The 19,491-nt window shown below is 69.0% G+C and carries 15 protein-coding genes; 9 read left to right on the forward strand and 6 right to left on the reverse strand.

Going from position 1 to position 19,491, the window contains the following annotated elements; translation table 11 throughout:
- Positions 1-39: 39 nt before the first annotated feature.
- Genes ADE01S_RS25735 through ADE01S_RS25745 form a run of 3 tightly spaced genes read right to left on the reverse strand, consistent with a single transcriptional unit; the run spans position 40 to position 3,516 of the window.
- Positions 40-996, reverse strand: coding sequence for a tripartite tricarboxylate transporter substrate binding protein (locus tag ADE01S_RS25735; RefSeq protein ID WP_062684585.1), 957 nt, complete (start codon positions 994-996; stop codon positions 40-42).
- A gap of 40 nt (positions 997-1,036) precedes the next feature.
- Positions 1,037-1,792, reverse strand: a complete 756-nt coding sequence (locus tag ADE01S_RS25740; RefSeq protein WP_062684586.1) for a 3-oxoacyl-ACP reductase — start codon at positions 1,790-1,792, stop codon at positions 1,037-1,039.
- Entirely contained in the window at positions 1,789-3,516 is a 1,728-nt protein-coding gene (locus tag ADE01S_RS25745; RefSeq protein WP_062684587.1) for an acetolactate synthase catalytic subunit, read from the reverse strand. Before ADE01S_RS25745 ends, ADE01S_RS25740 begins: the two co-directional genes overlap by 4 nt.
- A 166-nt stretch (positions 3,517-3,682) precedes the next feature.
- On the opposite strand from ADE01S_RS25745, the gene ADE01S_RS25750 reads away from it, so the two are divergent.
- A complete protein-coding gene (locus ADE01S_RS25750) occupies positions 3,683-4,360 on the forward strand; it encodes a GntR family transcriptional regulator (protein WP_062684588.1) in 678 nt (225 codons plus the stop codon).
- A gap of 4 nt (positions 4,361-4,364) precedes the next feature.
- On the opposite strand, the gene ADE01S_RS25755 is transcribed toward ADE01S_RS25750, so the two are convergent.
- Positions 4,365-5,204 carry a helix-turn-helix transcriptional regulator gene (locus ADE01S_RS25755; protein WP_062684589.1) on the reverse strand — a complete coding sequence of 280 codons (840 nt, stop codon included), beginning with the start codon at positions 5,202-5,204 and terminating at the stop codon, positions 4,365-4,367.
- Positions 5,205-5,319: 115 nt separating this feature from the next.
- Between ADE01S_RS25755 and ADE01S_RS25760 the strand changes: the two genes are divergently transcribed.
- Both ADE01S_RS25760 and iaaH read left to right on the forward strand, forming a co-directional pair.
- On the forward strand, positions 5,320-6,090 hold the full coding sequence (locus ADE01S_RS25760; RefSeq protein ID WP_062684590.1) for a class I SAM-dependent methyltransferase: 771 nt from the start codon (positions 5,320-5,322) through the stop codon (positions 6,088-6,090).
- Between the two features lie 91 nt (positions 6,091-6,181).
- The gene (gene iaaH / locus ADE01S_RS25765; protein WP_062684591.1) at positions 6,182-7,645 is read left to right on the forward strand and encodes an indoleacetamide hydrolase; all 1,464 of its coding nucleotides are present in this window, start codon (positions 6,182-6,184) and stop codon (positions 7,643-7,645) included.
- 97 nt (positions 7,646-7,742) lie between these two features.
- Here iaaH and metH read toward each other — a convergent pair whose 3' ends face one another.
- Positions 7,743-11,516, reverse strand: a complete 3,774-nt coding sequence (gene metH, locus ADE01S_RS25770; protein WP_062684592.1) for a methionine synthase — start codon at positions 11,514-11,516, stop codon at positions 7,743-7,745.
- Between the two features lie 441 nt (positions 11,517-11,957).
- On the opposite strand from metH, the gene ADE01S_RS25775 reads away from it, so the two are divergent.
- The 6 genes from ADE01S_RS25775 (at position 11,958) to ADE01S_RS25800 (ending at position 18,957) form a co-directional block, all read left to right on the forward strand.
- A complete protein-coding gene (locus tag ADE01S_RS25775; protein ID WP_062684593.1) occupies positions 11,958-14,003 on the forward strand; it encodes a TonB-dependent receptor in 2,046 nt (681 codons plus the stop codon).
- Positions 14,004-14,056: 53 nt separating this feature from the next.
- Entirely contained in the window at positions 14,057-14,974 is a 918-nt protein-coding gene (locus tag ADE01S_RS25780) for a cobalamin-binding protein (RefSeq protein ID WP_062684594.1), read from the forward strand.
- 150 nt (positions 14,975-15,124) lie between these two features.
- Entirely contained in the window at positions 15,125-15,928 is an 804-nt protein-coding gene (locus ADE01S_RS25785) for a thiazole synthase (protein ID WP_062684595.1), read from the forward strand.
- Complete coding sequence (gene thiD / locus ADE01S_RS25790) at positions 15,925-16,767, forward strand: bifunctional hydroxymethylpyrimidine kinase/phosphomethylpyrimidine kinase (protein WP_062684596.1); 843 nt, start codon at positions 15,925-15,927, stop codon at positions 16,765-16,767. Before ADE01S_RS25785 ends, thiD begins: the two co-directional genes overlap by 4 nt.
- Before the next feature lie 101 nt (positions 16,768-16,868).
- A complete protein-coding gene (locus ADE01S_RS25795; protein WP_043544965.1) occupies positions 16,869-17,549 on the forward strand; it encodes a protein-L-isoaspartate O-methyltransferase family protein in 681 nt (226 codons plus the stop codon).
- A 76-nt stretch (positions 17,550-17,625) separates the two neighbouring features.
- Positions 17,626-18,957: a TolC family outer membrane protein gene (locus tag ADE01S_RS25800; RefSeq protein WP_062684619.1), complete on the forward strand. Its 1,332-nt coding sequence runs from the start codon at positions 17,626-17,628 to the stop codon at positions 18,955-18,957.
- 15 nt (positions 18,958-18,972) lie between these two features.
- Here the strand turns inward: ADE01S_RS25800 and rfaE2 are convergent, their stop codons facing one another.
- A complete protein-coding gene (gene rfaE2, locus ADE01S_RS25805) occupies positions 18,973-19,461 on the reverse strand; it encodes a D-glycero-beta-D-manno-heptose 1-phosphate adenylyltransferase (RefSeq protein WP_062684597.1) in 489 nt (162 codons plus the stop codon).
- Between the last annotated feature and the right edge of the window lie 30 nt (positions 19,462-19,491).

Consider the following 19,491-nt stretch of genomic DNA (forward strand, 5'->3'; position numbering starts at 1 on the left):
CCCGTCGGCGGGCCTGCGCGCGGGTCGGCCGTTCAGCCTCTAGTTGGTCATCCGCGGCAGATTCGCCGCCTTGATGGCGCGCCCCATTTGTTCGTAGGTGGCGTCGACCATCCGGGCGTAGTCCTGGCCCGGCATCCACACCGGGTCCACGCCCAGCTGCTTGTAGGTCTGCCGCAGGCGGTCGGACGCCACGGCGGCCTTGGAGGATTGCTCCAGGCGCGCCCGCACCGGTTCCGGCGTGCCCTTGGGCACCGCCAGGCCCAGCCAGGAATCGATCTCGACGTCGTAGCCGGCCTCCTTCAGCGTCGGCACGTCGGGAAATTCCGGCCAGCGCACCGGGCTCGCCGAGGCCAGCAGGCGCAGGCGGCCCGACTGGATGTAGCTGGTGACGTCCGACGGGTTCTGGACGATGGCGTCGACCTGCTTGCCCAGCAGGGCCGACACGGTTTCGCTGCCGGACTTGTAGGACACCTGCTCGAACTTGGCGCCGGTGACGCGGCCGAGGTCGAACATGGCCAGGTTGTTGGGCGCGGACGGCGCGCCGAAGAAAATGCCCGGCCCCTGCTTGGCGGCGGCGACCAGGTCGGCCACGGTCTGGTAGGGAGAGTCCGCGCGCACCACCACGCCATAGCGGTAGCGGCCGTAGGCGGCGACGAATTCGAAGTCGCGCGCGGCATACGGGATGGTCATCAGGTGCGGCATGATGGCGATGGACGAGAGCGTCACCACGCCCACGTTGTAGCCGTCGGCCGCCTGCTTGGCCACGTAGGCCGGGCCGATGGTGCCCAGCGCGCCGGGCCGGTTGAACACCACGACGGCGCGGCCCAGGTCGGCTTCCATCGCGCGGGCCAGCTCGCGGCTGGCGACGTCCGTATTGCCGCCCGCGCCGTAATTGACCGTCAGCGTGACCTCCTTGTCCGGCCAGGCCAGGGCGGGAGCGTGCGCCGCGCAGAGCGTGGCGGTGGCCAGCGCCGCCAGCAATGATGCTGCTTTCATGTTTGTCTCCTGTTTGGTTTCTTGTTCGCGGGCCGCGCGCTCAGGGCATGTAGAAGCCGCCGTTGACGTCGAGGATGGCGCCGTTGATGAAGCCGGACTCCTCGGCCGCCAGGAACACCATCGCCGCGGCCACCTCCTCCGGCGTGCCCAGGCGGCGCGCCGGAATCTGCGCCGCGTAGTTCTCGTTCACCGACGGCGCGGCCTGCTGCGCCATCTCGGTCAGGATGCGGCCCGGCGTGACCGCGTTGGCCGTGATGCCGGACGGCCCCATCTCGGCGGCGATCGCGCGGGTCAGGCCCAGCACCCCGGCCTTGGACGCCATGTAGCTGCCGCCGGCCACCAGCGACTTGGCGCGGCCCGCCAGCGAAGACACGTTGACGATGCGCCCCCAGCCCTGGTCGCGCATCGCCGGCAGCACCATCTGGCACAGCCGCAGGATGGACGTCAGGTTCACTTGCAGCACCAGGTCCCATTCGGCGGGCGCGATGTCCAGGATGCCGGAGGAATTGCCGTTGGCCTGCTTGGGCGAGATGCCGGCGTTGTTCATCAGCACCGACACCGGGCCCCAGGCTTCGCGCGCGCCGTCGACCAGCGCCTGCATGGCGGCGTAGTCGGTCACGTCGGCGCACTCCGCGCGCAGCCGGTCGGACGGGCCACCCAGCTTCTGCGCGTCCACCCCTTCCCGGCTGACCGCCAGCACGCGGTAGCCCTTGGCCAGCAGCAGGCGCGCCACTTCCAGGCCGATGCCGCGTCCCGCGCCCGTCACCAGGGCGACTTTGCTCGGATCGCGCTTCATGCCTGGCCCGCCGTGAAGAACGTGATGGGCGGGAAGGCGTTCTCGTCGCAGATGACTTCGATCAGGGTGGTCTGCTCGGCGCCGCGCGCCTCGCGCAAGGCGCCGGCGAGGTCGGCCGGCGCTTCGACGCGCACGCCCAGGCAGCCCGCCGCGCGGGCGATGGCGGCATGGTCCACGGGATGGAAATGCACCGCGGAGGTATGGGCGCCGAACTTCACGTTCTCGGCGTGCTTCTGGAAGCCCAGGATGCCGTTGTTGATCACCACCAGCGTGACCTTGATCCCCATGCGCCGGGCGGTTTCCAGTTCCGACCACACGTGGGCGAAGCCGCCGTCGCCCACCACGCAGACCACGTGGGCGTCCGGCTTCGCGACCTTCGCGCCCATGGCCATCGGGAAGCCCCAGCCCAATCCCGCCAGGCCGCGCGGCGTCAGGAAGCGCATGCCGGGCGCGAGCGAGGTCAGGTAATTGGCGATCCAGATGGACGAATAGCTGGCGTCGGCGACCACGATGGTGTCGGCGTCCACGTCCTGGCGGATTTCCTCCAGCAGGCGCTCCGGGCGGATCGGTTGCTGGTCCGACAGGCGGACCGAGCGCGACGCCTCCCAGGACGAGGCGCGGCCGGCCTGGATGGCGGTCTCCAGCGCGGGGCGGCGCGCCTGGGCGGCCGACAGGTCGCGGCCCGCCAGTTCGCCCAGCAGGGCCTTGAGCGTTTCCCGCGCGTCGCCCGCCAGGCGCAGCGCTTCGTAGTTGCGGCCGATCTCGCCGCCGTCGACGTCGATATGGATGTAGCGGGCGTTCTGGGGATAGAGCTTCCAGGAGTCGGTGGCGTTCTGGTTGGTGCGCGTGCCCACCAGCAGCACCACGTCGGCGTCGGCGATGAGCGGGCGCAGGTCGCGGCTGGCGCCATTGGGCCCCATGAAGTAGCCGACCACGCCCAGCGACAGCGGATGCCGTTCGTCGGTGCTGCCCTTGCCCATCACGGTGGTGCCCACGGGCAGGTGCGCCGCTTCCTGCAATGCGGCCAGCGCCTGCGCGGCCCCGGAGACGTGCACGCCGCCGCCGGCGATGACCACGGGCCGCTGCGCGCCGGCCAGCAGGTCGGCCGCGGCCTTGACCGCGTCGCTCGCGGCCACGCTGCGGTCCAGCGGGAAATGGCCCAGGCTGGCATGCCGCTGCGACGCGGCGGCGGCTTCGTTCAGCAGGTCGGCCGGCAGCATCAGCGCCACCGGCCCCGGGCGGCCCGAGCAGGCGATCGCGAAGGCCTGGTCCACGTAGTCCTCGACGCGCGAGGCCTCGGTGACGCGGCGGACCCACTTGGTGCAGGAGGTGAACAGGCCGATGTGGTCGAACTCCTGGAAGGCGTTCTTGTCGGTCTGGTCGCGGTTGACGTCCTGCACCAGCGCGATCACGGGAATGGACACCTTCAGCGCCTCGGCCAGCGGCGGCACGAGCAGAGTGGCGGCCGGGCCGTTCTGCGCGGTCACCACGGCGGGCTTGCCGGTGATGCGGGCGTAGCCGTCGGCCATGTAGCCGCCGGCGTTCTCGCTGCGGTAGGCCACCTGGGTCAGGCCGAGTTCCTCGCAAGCCAGGTGCAGCATGCTGGGCAGGCTCTGGCCGAATACGTGCGTCACGCCATGGCGGATCAGCGCCCGCGCGATCAGATGGGCCACGGTGCCATGGTTCGTCAGGCCGGGAGCGGCCAGGGGGTGCAGCGTCGACATCTCGTCTCCTGTTTATATTTTATAAAATATAGATGGCGATCAAGAGCCTCGTCAATAATTTTATTTTTTACAAAATACAAAATGTGGCCGCGGCGGAACGGTAGAATCGGCTAACCCAAGCCTTGCCCCTGCCCACGCATGCGGCCCGGCCGACCAGGAATACGGAATGACCATCAATTTGGCGCCGATGCAGCGGGAAAACATGACCGCCCGCATCTATCGTGAAATCAAGCAGAAAATCATGATGGGCGAGCTGCGACCGGGCGACACCATCACACTGCGCTCGATCACCGACACGCTGGGCGTGAGCCAGACGCCGGTGCGCGAAGCCCTGCTGCAACTGGTGTCGGAACGCGCCCTGGCGCTCAGCCCGGGCAAGTCGGTCAAGGTGCCCGAGCTCACCGTGGCGCAGCTGCAGGAATTGCGCAGCATCCGGCTGGAGCTGGAATGTTTCGCGGCGCGCCGCGCGGTGCCGCACGCCACGCCGGCGCTGATCGCCGAGCTGCGGCGCATCCACGCCAGCCTGATGGACAGCCGCCGGCAGCAGCTGATGGCGCCGGTGCTGGCGCGCAACTTCGACTTCCACTTCGCGCTCTACTCGGCCGCGCAGATGCCGCATCTGCTATCGATGATCGAGAACCTGTGGGTGCAGACGGCCTCGTACCTGTCCTACCTCTACACCCCGCCCTTCCCCGTGCTGCCCAATGGGCACCCGCACGAGGGCATCATCGCGGCGCTGGAAGCCGGCGATACCGAAGCGGTGGTGCGCGAAATCCGCCGCGACATCGAAGGCCATGGCGAATTCCTGATCCGCTACCTCACTGAACACGGCCTGGTGAAGTAACGCCTCAGGCGGGCGCCTCGGGCTGGGCGCCCGCCCCCAGCAGCATTACCAGCTTCAGGTCCGGATGCGTCGCCAGCCGGAAGGTGATCTGCTGGTAGGCCAGCTTGCCGCGCAGCGGATGCTGGAATTCGCGCAGGCCGCCTTCGCGCTCGACCACCGCATGGCGGGTCCACCAGTGCGCGAACACCGCGCTCTGCCTGCCCAGGCTGTCCAGCAGCGCCAGCACCGCCGGCTCGTCCAGGTGGGCGCCGGCGTCGGCCCGGAATTCCGCCACCACGCGGCGGGCGCGCTGGTCCCAGTCCACCACCAGTTCGCGCGCGGCGGGATCCAGGAAGATGTAGCGCAGCAGGTTGGGTTCGGCGTCCCGCCGGGGCCAGTCGTCGAACAGGTCGCGCAGCGGCTCGTTGTAGGCCAGCACGTTCCAGGCGCGGTCCAGCACGTAGGCCGGCGCGTTGATGGCGTTCACGCATTCCTGCAAGGGTCCCGGCACGCCGCCGCCGTCGTCGCGGGCATGCTGCGGATCGGCGCAGTCGGCCAGGTCGAACAGGTAGGCGCGCTCGGCGCGGGCCAGTTGCAGCACGCCCGCGATCCGCGACCAGACCGACGGCGATACCGAAACCTCGCGCCCCTGTTCGATCCAGGTGTACCAGGTCACGCTGATGCCGCACAGCTGCGCCACCTCTTCGCGCCGCAGGCCGGGAGTGCGGCGGCGCATGCCTTCGGGCAGGCCCGCCATCTGGGGCGTGATGCGCGACCGGGCGCTGCGCACGAATTCGCCCAGCGCCTGGCGGCGCACGCGGGAACCTTCATGGCCGGCGGCGCCGGACTGGGGGGAAGTAGTCATACCAGGATCAGCAATGGGCTTGTACGTGTATAGCGGCCCGCCTATCTTAGCGCCTGAGCCGCCCGTTCCGTGACGGCCCGCCGATATTTCCGCCTCCAGCAACCCAAGGATTCCCATGACTTCCCGCACCCACGACGACGCCGTCGACCGCCAGTTCAGCCCCCGCGCCGCCGCCTACCTGACCAGCGCCGTCCACGCCCAGGGCGAGGACCTGCTGCAGATGGCCGGCATCGCCGGCCAGCATCCCGGCGCCCGCCTGCTGGACCTGGGTTGCGGCGGCGGCCACGTGAGCTTTCACGTCGCGCCCCAGGTCGGGCACGTCACCGCCTACGACCTGTCGCAGCAGATGCTGGACGTGGTCGCGGGCGAAGCCGCCAAGCGCGGGCTGACCAATCTGGTCACCTGTCAGGGCAAGGCCGAGTACCTGCCGTTCGGCGACGGCGAGTTCGACCTGGTGATGTCGCGCTACTCCACCCACCACTGGCAGGATGCCGGGCGCGGGCTGCGCGAAGCGTTCCGCGTGCTCAAGCCCGGCGGCATCGCGGTGTTCGCCGACGTGGTCTCGCCCGGCGAGCCGCTGCTGGACACCTGGCTGCAGACGATCGAGGTGCTGCGCGACACCTCGCACGTGCGCGATTACTCGGTGGCGGAATGGACCCGGATGCTGACCGAGGCCGGCTTCACCCTGCAGGGCCTGGCCCCGCGCCGCCTGCCCCTGGAATTCCAGTCCTGGGTGACGCGCATGCGCACGCCGGACACGCTGGTGGCCGCGCTGCGCCATATGTTCGGCATCGCCCCGGACGTGGTGCGCGCGCACTTCGAAGTGCGCGAGGACGCGTCCTTCACCAGCGACACCGCCACCATCGTGGTGAGGAAGCCGGGCTGATTTCCGCGTGCCGGCGCGCCGCGCTCGACAGCGGCCGCGCCGACCTTGTATAGATACGGGTGATCCACGAACCGTACAACGAGGAAGCGCCATGTCCGACCCGTCACTATCGCCGCGCCACGCATCGCCCGCGGCGCTGACCGCCGCGCAGGCGGCCGCCCTGATCCGCCAGGGCGGCCTCACCAGCGTCGCGCTGACCCAGGCCTGCCTGGACCGCATCGCCGCCCGCGAGGACCTCAACGCCTTCATCGCCGTCGACCGCGACGGCGCGCTGGCCCAGGCGGCCGCCAGCGACGCCGCGCGCGGCCAGCCCGGCCGGACCGCGGGGCCGCTGGACGGCGTGCCCATCGCCATCAAGGACAACATCCACGTCGCCGGCCTGCCCAACACGGCGGGCACGCCCGCCCTGAGGCACTTCCGTCCGGCCGAGGACGCGCCCATCGTGCGGCGCCTGCGCGAGGCCGGGGCGGTGATCCTGGGCAAGACCCATATGCACGAACTGGCGTTCGGCGTGTCGGGCTACAACACCGCGTTTCCCGGCGCGAACAGCGTGGGCACGCGCAATGCCTACGATGCCAGCCTGATCGCCGGCGGCTCGTCCTCGGGCAGCGGCGCGGCCGTGGGCGCCCGCATGGCGCCGGCCGCATTGGGCACCGACACGGGCGCCTCGGTGCGCCTGCCGGCCGCGCTGAACGGCGCCGTCGGCTTCCGGCCCTCGGTCGGACGCTACGACGGCACGGGCATCACGCCCATCTCGCACACCCGCGACACGCCCGGGCCGATCGCCAACAGCATGGAGGACATCGTGCTGCTGGACGCGGTGCTGACGGGCGAGGCCGAGCCGCTGCCGCCCCTGCCCGCGGCCGGCCTGCGGCTGGGTGTGCACGACTACTTCTGGAAGGGCCTGGACCCGCAGGTGCGGGCAGTCATGGACGCGGCCCTGGCCAGGCTGCGCGCAGCTGGCGTGCAGCTGGTGGAACTGGACATGCCCGGCCTGGAAGCCAGCAACGCCGCGGTCGGCATGCCGGTCTGCCTGTACGAACAGAAGACGGACCTGGCGGACTATCTCGCGCGCCACCATGCCGGCGTCGACGTCGAGCAGGTCGTCGCGCAGATTTCCAGCCCCGACGTGAAGGCGATTTTCGAGGGCCTCATCATGCCCGGCGTGCTGCCCACGCCTTCCGGCGAACTGCTGCCGCTGCAGCCGCTGTACGAGCGCGCCATGGCGGTGCACCGCGGGGAACTGATCGAGGTCTACCGCCGCGCGTTCCAGGAACATGCCTTGGACGGCCTGCTGTTTCCCACCTCGCCGGTCCTGCCCATGGCGGCCGAGCCGGATGCCAGCAGCCTGGAGAACTTCAGCCGGCTGGCGCGCAACGTCGACCCGGGCAGCAACGCCGGCCTGCCCGGCCTGAGCGTGCCCGCGGGCCTGTCGGCGGGAGGCCTGCCGGTCGGGCTGGAAATCGACGGACTGCCCGGCGAGGACCGCAAGATCCTGGCCATCGGCCTGGCCCTGGAAGCCGTGCTGGGCCGCCTGCCGGGCCCGCCGCGCTAGGGCCGCGCGAGACGGCTTGCAGCGCGCGCGGGCGCCAAACCGTCCCGCCTATGCGAAAGCCGGCCCGAAGGCCGGCTTTTCTTGCTTTCCGCGCCGATCAGCCCAGGTTCGGGGCCAGGGTGCGCTTCAGGTCCTCGATGCTGCGTCCGCTGCGCGCCGCGTAGTCCTGCAACTGGTCTTCGCCGATCACGCCGACGTTGAAGTATTGCGACTGCGGATGGCTGAAGTAGAAGCCGGACACGCTGGAGGCCGGGTACATGGCGTAGCTGTCGGTCAGCATCATGCCGATGTCGGCGCCGTCCAGCACGCGGAACATGTCGGTCTTGATTACGTGCTCCGGGCAGGCCGGGTAGCCGGGCGCCGGGCGGATGCCCACGTACTTCTCGGCGATCATGTCCTCGTTGGACAAGGCCTCGTCGGGCGCGTAGCCCCAGAGGTCCTGGCGCACGCGGGCGTGCAGGCATTCCGCGAAGCCCTCGGCCAGGCGGTCGGCCAGGGACTTGAGCATGATGCTGGAATAGTCGTCCAGCGCCTTCTCGAATTCCGCTTCCTTCTTTTCGATGCCCAGGCCGGCCGTCACGGCGAACATGCCGATGTAGTCCAGCTTGCCGCTGGACTTGGGCGCGATGAAGTCCGACAGCGACTTGTTGCTCACGCCTTCGCGCTTGGCGCCCTGCTGGCGCAGGTTGCGGTAGGTGAACAGCACTTCGCTGCGGGTCTCGTCCTTGTAGACCTCGATGTCCTCGTCGTTGATGCTGTTGGCCGGATAGAAGCCCACCACGCCGTTGGCGGTGAGCCAGCGGCCCTCGATGATGCGCTTCATCATGGCCAGGCCGTCGGCGTAGACCTTGCGCGCCTGCTCGCCCACGACCTTGTCGTCCAGGATGGCCGGGAACGGGCCGAACAGGCTCCAGGTCTGGAAGAACGGGCCCCAGTCCACGTACTTGGCGATCTCGGCCAGGTCATAGCTCTTGAAGGTGCGGCGGCCGATGAACTTGGGGCGCGGCGGCGTGTAGTTGTCCCAGTCGATTGCGGGGCGCGAGGCGCGCGCTTCCGCCAGCGGAAGGATGGGCGTGGCCTTGCGGTTGGCGTGGCGGCGGCGCACCTCTTCGTACTCCTGGGCCAGTTCGGCCAGGTACGTTGCCGACTGGTCGGACATCAGGTTGGTCGCCACGCCCACGGAGCGGCTGGCGTCCGGCACGTAGATGACCGGGCCTTCGTAGTTGGGCGCGATCTTCACGGCGGTGTGCACGCGGCTGGTGGTGGCCCCGCCGATCATCAGCGGCAGCTTGCGGCTGCGGAAGTATTCGTCGCGCTGCATTTCGCTGGCCACGTAGGCCATTTCTTCCAGGCTGGGCGTGATCAGGCCGGACAGGCCGACGATGTCGGCGTTCTCTTCCTTGGCCTTTTCCAGGATCTGCGCGCAGGGCACCATCACACCCATGTTCACGACTTCGAAGTTATTGCACTGAAGCACCACGGACACGATGTTCTTGCCGATGTCGTGCACGTCGCCCTTGACGGTGGCGATGACGATCTTGCCCTTGGCCCGCACGTCGCCGCCGGCCGCCGCGATCTGGCGCTTTTCTTCCTCGATGAAGGGAATCAGGTGGGCCACGGCCTGCTTCATCACGCGCGCCGACTTGACCACCTGCGGCAGGAACATCTTGCCCGCCCCGAACAGGTCGCCCACGACGTTCATGCCGTCCATCAGCGGGCCTTCGATCACTTCGATGGGGCGGCCGCCGCGCGCGGCGATCTTCTGGCGCACTTCTTCCGTGTCTTCCACGATGAAGGCCGTGATGCCGTGCACCAGCGCGTGCGACAGGCGCTGCTCGACCTCCGCGTTGCGCCAGCTCAGGTCTTCTTCCTTCCGGGCGCCCGAGCCCTTCACGCTGTCGGCGAACTGCACCAGACGCTCGGTCGGCGAGCGCTCGTCGTCGGCCTCGGTCTTGCCCACGGGCTCGGGGCGGTCCAGGATCACGTCCTCGACCAGATCGCGCAGCTTCGGATCCAGGTCGGCGTACACGCCGAGCTGGCCGGCGTTGACGATGCCCATGGTCATGCCTTCCTGGACCGCGTAGTACAGGAATACGGTGTGGATGGCCTCGCGCATCGGCTCGTTGCCGCGGAACGAGAAGCTGACGTTGGACACCCCGCCCGAAATGCGGGCGTGGGGCAGGTTCTCGCGGATCCAGCGCGTGCCTTCGATGAAGTCCACGGCGTAGTGGTTGTGCTCGTCGATGCCGGTGGCGACCGCGAACACGTTCGGATCGAAAATGATGTCCTCGGGCGGGAAGCCTTCTTCCTCGACCAGGATCCGGTAGGCGCGGCCGCAGATTTCCTTGCGGCGCTCCAGCGTGTCGGCCTGGCCCTGTTCATCGAAGGCCATCACCACCACCGCGGCGCCGTAGCGCCGGCACAGGCGGGCGTGCTCGCGGAAGATGTCCAGGCCTTCCTTCATGGAAATGGAGTTCACCACCGGCTTGCCCTGCACGCACTTCAGGCCGGCCTCGATGACTTCCCACTTGGAGCTGTCGATCATGATCGGCACGCGGGCGATGTCCGGCTCGGAGGCGATCAGGTTCAGGAAGCGGTGCATGCAGGCCACCGAATCCAGCATGGCCTCGTCCATGTTGATGTCGATGATCTGCGCGCCGTTCTCGACCTGCTGGCGGGCCACCGCCAGCGCCTCGTCGTACTTCTCTTCGCGGATCAGGCGGGCGAACATCTTGCTGCCCGTGACGTTGGTGCGCTCGCCCACGTTGACGAACAGCGTGTCTTCGTCGATGTTCAGGGGTTCCAGGCCCGACAGGCGGGTCTTGACCGGAATGTCGGGCACGACGCGCGGCGTCAGCGCGCCGACCTTCTCAGCGATGGCGCGGATGTGGTCGGGCGTGGTTCCGCAACAGCCGCCGGACATGTTCACCAGGCCGGCGCGCGCGAATTCCTCCAGCAGCGCCGAGGTGTCGGCCGGGGTTTCGTCGAAGCCGGTTTCGGCCATGGGGTTGGGTAGGCCGGCGTTGGGATAGACGCAGACGTAGGTGTCGCAGATCTTGGACAGCTCGGCCACGTAGGGGCGCATCAGCGCCGCGCCCAGCGCGCAGTTCAGCCCGATGGTGACGGGGCGCGCGTGGCGCACCGAATTCCAGAAAGCCTCGACGGTCTGGCCCGACAGGATGCGGCCGGAAGCGTCGGTCACCGTGCCGGAGATCATGACGGGCAGGCGGACGCCGCGCTGCTCGAACACTTCCTCGGTGGCGTAGATGGCGGCCTTGGCGTTCAGGGTGTCGAAGATGGTTTCGATCAGGACGATGTCGATGCCGCCGTCGAGCAGGCCGTTGAGCTGTTCGACGTAGGCGACTCGCAGTTCCTCGAAAGTGACGTTGCGGGCGCCCGGATCGTTCACGTCCGGCGAGATCGACGCCGTCTTGGGCTGCGGGCCCAGCGCGCCGGCCACGAAGCGCGGCCTGTCCGGCGTGCTGTAGGCATCACAGGCTTCGCGCGCCAGCCGGGCCGACACCAGGTTCAGCTCGTAGGCCAGTTCCGGCAGGTCGTAGTCGCCCTGGGCGATCGAGGTGGCGCCGAAGGTATTGGTTTCGATGACGTCGGCGCCCGCCTCCAGGTACTGGCGGTGGATCTCGGAGATCACGTCCGGACGCACCAGCGACAGCAGCTCGTTGTCGCCCTTCAGGTCCTTGCCGTGGGCGGCGAAGCGCTCGCCGCGGAAATCGGCCTCGCCCAGCTTGTAGCGCTGGATCATGGTGCCCATGGCCCCGTCCAGGATCAGGATGCGCTTGCCCAGCAGGCGGGCGAATTCGCCGCCGTGGGTATAGGCTTCGGGAGGATAAGGCAGGCGGGGATACGACACGGGCAGGTCCGGAGGGAGTTGGCAACGGCGGCGCTGTGTGGCTAAAAAGCGAAAAACGCCGAAAAAACAAGCCCTGATCGTAACAAAATGGGCTAACTCCCGCCTCCTGGTGATACAGTTTCGGCCCCGAACCGGTGCTTTCGGCGCATTGCGCATGCAAGAACGCAACACTTGCAGGCCGCGTGCGAAAGGTAAACGGGAAACAGGAAGATGTCCGCAGGACGGCAGGGCCCCACAAGGCGCCCCCTCCCGGCTCCAGCCTGTGCTGCCCCCGCAACGGTCCCCATGCGCGCGACGCGCCCATGGCAGCCCGATACCGGCCAGTTCGATCGCCAGGAAGTCCATGCATTGCCGCCAGGCCCTCACCGGCCCGCCGCGGCGAGGACGTCCTCTCCATCGTGCATGGCCTGCGGGGTCGCGGGTCGTATCGAGGTTACGTAGATGAAAACCCGCTCCATCCGGCGCTATGCCGGCGCCCTGCTCTGTTCCGCCCCGGCCATCGCCGCCGCCCAGCAAGCTGCCTCCCCCGCTCCCCAGCTCGACGCCGTCACCGTCACCGCCCAGCGCGTGCCCACCGACGGCCGCACGCTGCCGGTGTCCATCTCGGTCATTACCGCCGAGGACATCGCCGCGGCTAGCGCCCGCACCATGCAGGACCTGCTGTCGACCCAGGCCGGCATCCACCTGATCAATACCAGCAGCTCCAGCGACAACTCCATCGTCGACCTGCGCGGCTTCGGCATCACCGGCGCCAGCAACACGCTGATCCTGATCGACGGGGTCAAGCAGAACACCAACGACCTGTCGGCGCCCAGCCTGGGCGTGGTGCCGCTGGACCAGGTCGAACGCATCGAAATCGTGCGCGGCAGCGGCTCGGTGCAATACGGCGGCGGCACCACCGGCGGCGTGATCAACATCATCACGCGCTCCGATTTCTCGAAGGAACCGGTCAGCGCCCGCGCCACCGCCACCTTCGGCAGCTACGGCCTGCGCCAGTACGACGCCGCCGTGGCCATGAACAATGAAAAGGTCGGCGTCGACGCCTACATGCAGTCCCTGCACAGCGACGGCTACCGCGACCACAGCGGCGAGCGCCGCGAAGGCGGCGGCGGCGGCATCACCTTCCGCCACGACGACGGCTCCATCCGCCTGTACGGCCGCACCACGACGCAGAAACTGGAACTGCCCGGCCCGCGCTCGATCAACCCGACCACCGGCGTGAACGAGTACCAGGACGATCCGCGCGGCTCCAAGAACGACGTCGACTACGTCAAGACCACCACCACCACCTTCGGCCTGCAACTGGAGCAGGCGATCGGCGCCGGCACCCTGTACGCCGACCTGTCGACCCGCGAAAAGAAGCTGAACGGCCTGTCCTACGACGGCTTCGGCGACACCCTGCGCGACCAGAAGCTGGAAGAGAACATCGCCAGCGTTCGCTACCGCCTGCCGATCAGCGGCGGCCACAGCCTCGTCTTCGGGGCCGACGGCCAGGAAGCCAAGACCACCGCCAACCAGAATGCCTACTACGACTTCCAGCCGTCGAAGTGGCAATCGCGCCAGCACCAGTACGGCCTGTTCGCCGAAGGCCAGGTCCGCGCCACCGACAGCACCTACGTGACGGCCGGCGTGCGCCGCCAGTACGCGTCCGACGACCTGGACGTGATTTCCGGCTCGGGCACCGCCTCCGACCGCAGCAACCACCTGACCGCCTGGCAGCTGGGCGTGCGCCAGGACCTGCCCTCCGGCTTCGGCGTGTACGGGAAGGTCGGCCGCAGCTTCCGCCTGCCCAACGCCGACGAACTGTTGTCGGTGCAGACGCCGCTGGCCCCGCAGACTTCCACCGACAAGGAAATCGGCGTGACCTGGCAATCGGCCAGCAGCAGCGCCCGCCTGTCGTACTTCCGCTATGACCTGACCAACGAGATCCAGTACAACCCGCTGGCCGACGGCATGTGGGGCCCCGGCACCGGCGCCAATACCAACCTGGACCCGACCCGCCGCCAAGGCATCGAACTGGAAGGCCACACCGCGGTTTCCAGCAGCGTGTCGCTGGACGCGAACCTGACCTGGATGGAAGCGCAATTCCGCTCCGGCACCTACGCCGGCGTGGATCTGGCCGGCAAGACCGTGCCGCTGGCGCCCAAGTGGCTGGCGAACGCCGGCGTGACCTGGCGCCCCACCGACGCGTTCCTGTGGAACGTAACGGCGCAGTACGTGGGCAAGTCGCGCATGGACAACGACCAGGCCAACCAGTTCGCCAAGGAACTGGATGCCTACGTGCTGTTCAACACCAAGGTGGCCTACAAGTTCACCCGCAACATCGAAGGCGCCATCGGCGTGAACAACATCTTCGACCGCCAGTACGCAACCTATGGCATCCGCGGCGGCAACGCGTCGTTCGAGATGCTGGGCCCCGTCGCCAACTACAGCCTGTACCCCGCGCCGGGCCGCAACTTCTATGCGTCGCTCACGCTGCGCTATTGATGGCGGACATCCGATATAGTCGGCGTTCTCCGCTGACCGTATCGGCTTCCGGCATGACACCCGCGCGCGCCCTTCCTCGCATCGCTCCGGGGCTGTTCCTGGCCCTGGGCATGCTGCTGGCCGCGGGCCCGGCTGCGGCCGAGCCAGCCGCCGGCGCCGGCATCCGGGTCCTGGACGACCGCAACCGCGAAGTGGTCCTGACGGCGCCCGCCCGGCGCGCCGTCACCCTGGCGCCGCATGCCACCGAGCTCGTCTACGCCGCCGGCGCGGGCGACTACCTCGCCGGCACCATCCGCGGCAGCGACTATCCCCCTGCCGCCCGCGGCCTGCCGGTCATCGGCGACGGCACCCAGCCCGATCCCGAGCGGGTGGCCGCCGCCCGCCCCGACCTGCTGATCGCCTGGCAGGCCGCCGCCGCCGAGCCGCTGGTGCGCGTCATGGACAAGCTGGGCGTGCCGGTCTTCTACAGCGATCCGCCCACGCTGGCGGCCATCCCCGGCGCCGTGGAACGCATGGGCGTCCTGTTCGGCACCGAGCCCCGGGCGCGGGCCGCCGCCCGCGACCTGCGCGCGCGGCTCGACGCCCTGACCTCGCGCTACGCCGGCCGGCGGCCGGTGCGCGTGTTCGTCCAGGCCGGCCTGGATCCGATCTACACCCTGAACGACTCCAGCATCGTCAGCGACGCCCTGCGCGCCTGCGGCGGCGTCAACGTCTTCGGCCAGGCTCCAGTGGTGGCGCCGCAGGTCACCCTGGAAAGCGTGCTGGCCGCGCGTCCGGAGGCCGTGCTGGCGGGCGTGAGCCGGCCGGAGGACACGGCCAGGAACCTCGCCGCCTGGCAGGCGCTGGGCCTGCCCGCCGCCCGCCAGGGCCATGTGTACGGGATCGACGCGGACGCCCTGTACCGGCCCGGCCCGCGCCTGCTGGACGCGGCCGAAACCCTTTGCGCCGACCTGGACCGCCTGCGGGGCTGATCCCGCCGCCATGCCGCCATCATCAAATAGTGGAACGCGACGTTCCGACGGACACATCTGCCGATCGGCGTCGTGCTTTATCATTCGTGCAACGATACGCCAGTCCCCGCGGGCCTCGCATCGTGCGCACCCGCCCTTTGAAACACCGCCATGACCACTCAAGACACTCTCACTATCGCCGGCCGCGCCTATTCGTCGCGCCTGCTCGTCGGCACCGGCAAGTACAAGGACTTCGAACAGACCCGCGCGGCGCTGGACGCCAGCGGCACCGAGATCGTCACCGTCGCGATCCGCCGCACCAACATCGGCCAGAACGCCGGCGAGCCGAACCTGCTGGACTACGTCCCGCCCTCGAAATTCACGCTGCTGCCCAACACCGCCGGCTGCTACAGCGCCGACGACGCCGTGCGCACGCTGCGCCTGGCGCGCGAACTGCTGGACGGCCATGACCTGGTCAAGCTCGAAGTGCTGGGCGACCCGCACACCCTGTTCCCCAACATGCCGGAAACGCTGAAAGCCACCAAGACGCTGGTGGACGACGGCTTCAAGGTCATGGTGTATTGCACCGACGACCCCATCCAGTGCCGCATGCTGGAAGACCTGGGCGCCGTGGCCGTGATGCCGCTGGCCTCGCTGATCGGCTCGGGCATGGGCATCCTGAACCCCTGGAACCTGCGCCTCATCATCGACCAGGCCCGCGTGCCCATCGTGGTGGACGCCGGCGTGGGCACCGCGTCGGACGCCGCCATCGCCATGGAACTGGGCTGCGACGCCGTCCTGATGAATACCGCCATCGCCGGCGCGCGCGACCCCATCCTGATGGCCAGCGCCATGAAGAAGGGCGTGGAAGCCGGCCGCGAGGCCTTCCTGGCCGGCCGCATGCCCAAGAAGCTGTACAGCGGCGCCCCCAGCTCGCCCACCGAAGGCCTCATCACGGCCGGCGCCCCGAAATGAGCACCCGCCAGCAGGCCGCCGGCGGCCGTCCCATCCCCAACGCGCTGACCATCGCCGGCGTCGACCCGTCCGGCGGCGCCGGGATCCTGGCCGACGTGAAGGCCATGAGCGCGCTGGGCGCCTACGGCTGCGCCGTGATCGCCGCGCTGACGGCGCAGAACACCCAAGGCGTCACCGGCATCTCGGCGGTTCCGCCCGACTTCGTCGGCCAACAGATCGACACGCTGTTCGCGGACGTGCGCATCGACGCCGTCAAGATCGGCATGGTGGGCCAGCATCCGGTGATCCGGGTGGTGGCCGAAAAGCTGGCCAAGTGGACCCCGGCCCACGTGGTGCTGGACCCGGTCATGGTGGCCAAGAGCGGCGACCTGCTGCTGGAGCGCGACGCCGTGGGCGCCATGCGCGAGGCCCTGCTGCCGCAGGCCACCCTGCTGACGCCCAACCTGCCCGAGGCCGGCGTGCTGCTGGAGGAACGGCCGGTCGAGACCGTCAAGGAAATGCGACGCGTGGCCGAACGCCTGCGCAACAAGCTGACGCACGCCGGCGAACGCTGGGTGCTGGTCAAGGGCGGCCACCTGCCCGGCAACGACACCATCGACCTGCTGCACGACGGCGACCGGATGATCGAACTGCCCGGCCACCGCATCCCCACGGTCAATACCCACGGCACCGGCTGCACCCTGTCGGCGGCGCTGGCGGCGCTGCTGCCGCAAATCGGGGACGTACCCGAGGCCGCCCGCCGCGCCAAGGCCTACCTGACCGAGGCCATCCGCCACGCGGAGCGCCTGTCGGTCGGCTCCGGGCACGGCCCCGTCCACCACTTCCACGCCTGGTGGTAGGCCCGGACGGCGGCTGAAACACCTCTGGTCGGGCCGGGGCGTCACAGTACGCTACGAATCGGTACAATGGTCTGTTGATTCCTCTGTTTTCTCTGACCGTCATGAACGCTTCGACCCTGCCCGACGTAGAACAAGCCCGCTTCAACATGGTGGAACAGCAGATCCGCCCCTGGGATGTTCTGGACGCCAACGTGCTGCAAGCGCTGTTCGATGTGCGCCGCGAACAATTCGTTCCGCCGGCCCTGCGCGCAATGGCGTTTTCCGACCTGGAGCTGCCGCTGGAGATCAACGCGGTCAACACGCGCCAGACCATGCTCGCGCCCAAGGTGGAAGCCCGCCTCGCGCAAGAACTGCTCCTGACCAAGTCCGACTGCGTGCTGGAAATCGGCACCGGCTCCGGCTACCAGGCCGCGCTGCTGGGCTACCTGGCGCAACAGGTCACCTCCGTCGAGATCGACAGCCGCCTGGTGACGTTCGCCCAGCAGAACCTGCAGATGAACAACGTCACCAACGTCAAGGTCGAAACGGGCGACGCCCGCAACGGCTGGGGCTCCACCGAATACGACGCCATCCTCGTCACGGGCTCCGTGCCGACCGTGCCGGACGCGCTGAAGTACCAGCTGCGCGTGGGCGGCCGCCTGGTCGTCGTCGTGGGCCAAGCCCCCGTCATGACCGCCTGTCGCATCACCCGCACCACCGCGGCCAGCTTCGAAACGGTGAACCTGTTTGAAACCGTCATCAAGCCGCTGCGCGGCGTCACGGTCTCCCAGTTCAAGTTCTGATCCCAACCCTGCCGCCCGGCGCCAGCCCCTTGAGGGGGCGCCGCGCCCCGGGCGGCCCGGCGTATCGTTGACCACCATGCGTTTCCGATTGCTAACGGCTTTACTGGTTTTTACCTGCGCCGCAAGCGTCGGCCCGTCGCTTGCCCGCGCGCAGAACCTGATCCAGGTCTGGCAATCGGCGCTGGGCAATGACCCGATCTACGCCGCCGCGCGGGCCAACTACCGCGCCGGCCTGGAAAAAGAACCCCAGGCCCGTTCCCTGCTCCTGCCCCTGATTTCCGCCGAAGCCGGCGGCGCCTACCAGGAAACCCGCAGCACCCAGGGCCTGGGCATCGCCTACAGCGGCGGCCGCGGCGTCTGGGACCTGTCGCTCACCCAGCCCCTGTTCGACTGGGGCCGCTGGCAGAACTACGAGCAGTCCAAGCTGGTCGTCGCCGACGTGGAAGTGCAATTGCAGCAAGCGTTCCAGGACCTGCTGCTGCGCGTGGCCGACGCCTACTTCAACGTGCTCTACGCCCAGGACACCCTGACCGCCACCGAGGCCGAAAAGGCCGCCGTGGCCGGGCAGCTGGAGTCCGCCAAGCGCAACTTCGAGCTGGGCAACGCCACCATCACCGACACCTACGAGGCGCAGGCCCGCTACGACCTGGTAGTGGCCCAGGAACTGCGCCTGCAGAACGACCTGGAAGTGCGGCGCGACGAGCTCGCCAAGATCATCGGCACGGCGCCCGGCGCGCTGGCCGAACTGCCCTACGGCGTGCAACTGCCCGCCCCGCAGCCCGCCCGCGTCGCCGACTGGAGCAACCAGGCGGAGGCCTCCAGCCTGGACGTGCTGCGCGCCCAGCTGCTGACCCGCATCGCCGGCCGTGAAATCCAGATCGCCAAGAGCGGCCACTATCCCACGCTGAACCTGCGGGCCACCAGCGGCAGCGCCAGCGATGCCGTCATGCGCAATGCCGCGCCGGGCAAGCCCATCGACAATACCGTCGGCGTCGTGCTGTCGATTCCGCTGTATTCGGGCGGCGGCGTGTCGTCGCAGGTGACCGAGAAAGTGCAGCTGGAGCAGAAGGCGCGCCACGACTACGAGGCGGCGCGCCGCCAGGCCGTGCAGGCCGCGCGCCAATACTACACAGGCGTCACCAGCGGCCTGGCGCGCATCCAGGCCCTGGAAGCGGGCGAGAAATCCAGCCGCGCCGCGGTCGAGGCCAACCGCACCGGCTACGAGGTCGGCGTGCGCATCAACCTGGACGTGCTCAATGCCCAGCAGCAGCTCTACGCCACCCAGCGCGACCTGGCGCTGGCGCGCTACAGCACGGTGCTGGCCAGCCTGCGCCTGAAGGCCACCAGCGGCATCCTGGCGGAAACCGACCTGGAAGCGATCAATCGCCTGCTGAGGGAGCCGCGCTAGCGGCATCCCCCGGCGCTACGCGCCCTGGATCTTCTTCACCAGGGCGGTGGTGGAGCGCTCAAACTCGAAGGGAATCGCCACGGCGCGCCCGCCCCAGGTCTTGACCAGGGCGGTCTCGGGCAGTTTTTCCATGTCGTAGTCGCCGCCCTTCACGATCAGGTCGGGCTTGAGCTGCGCGATCAGCGCCTCGGGCGTGTCCTCGTCGAAAGACGTGACGAGCGTCACGCAACCCAGCGCCGCCAGCAGCGCGGCGCGGTCTTCCATGCGGTTCAGCGGGCGCTCGGCGCCCTTGCCCAGACGGCGCACCGAGGCATCGGTGTTCACCGCCACGACCAGCGTGGCGCCCAGTTGGGCGGCCTGGTCCAGGTAGGTCGCATGCCCGCGGTGCAGGATGTCGAAGACGCCATTGGTGAACACCAGCGGCCGCGGATGGCAGCCGGCGGCGATGGCGGCGACGCATTCGTCGCGGGACAGGACCTTGGATTCGAAACGGGCGGCGGGCATGGCGCGATTGTACAGCCGCCCCCGCCGCTC

It is taken from the genome of Achromobacter denitrificans NBRC 15125 (assembly GCF_001571365.1).
Lineage (GTDB): Bacteria > Pseudomonadota > Gammaproteobacteria > Burkholderiales > Burkholderiaceae_B > Achromobacter > Achromobacter denitrificans.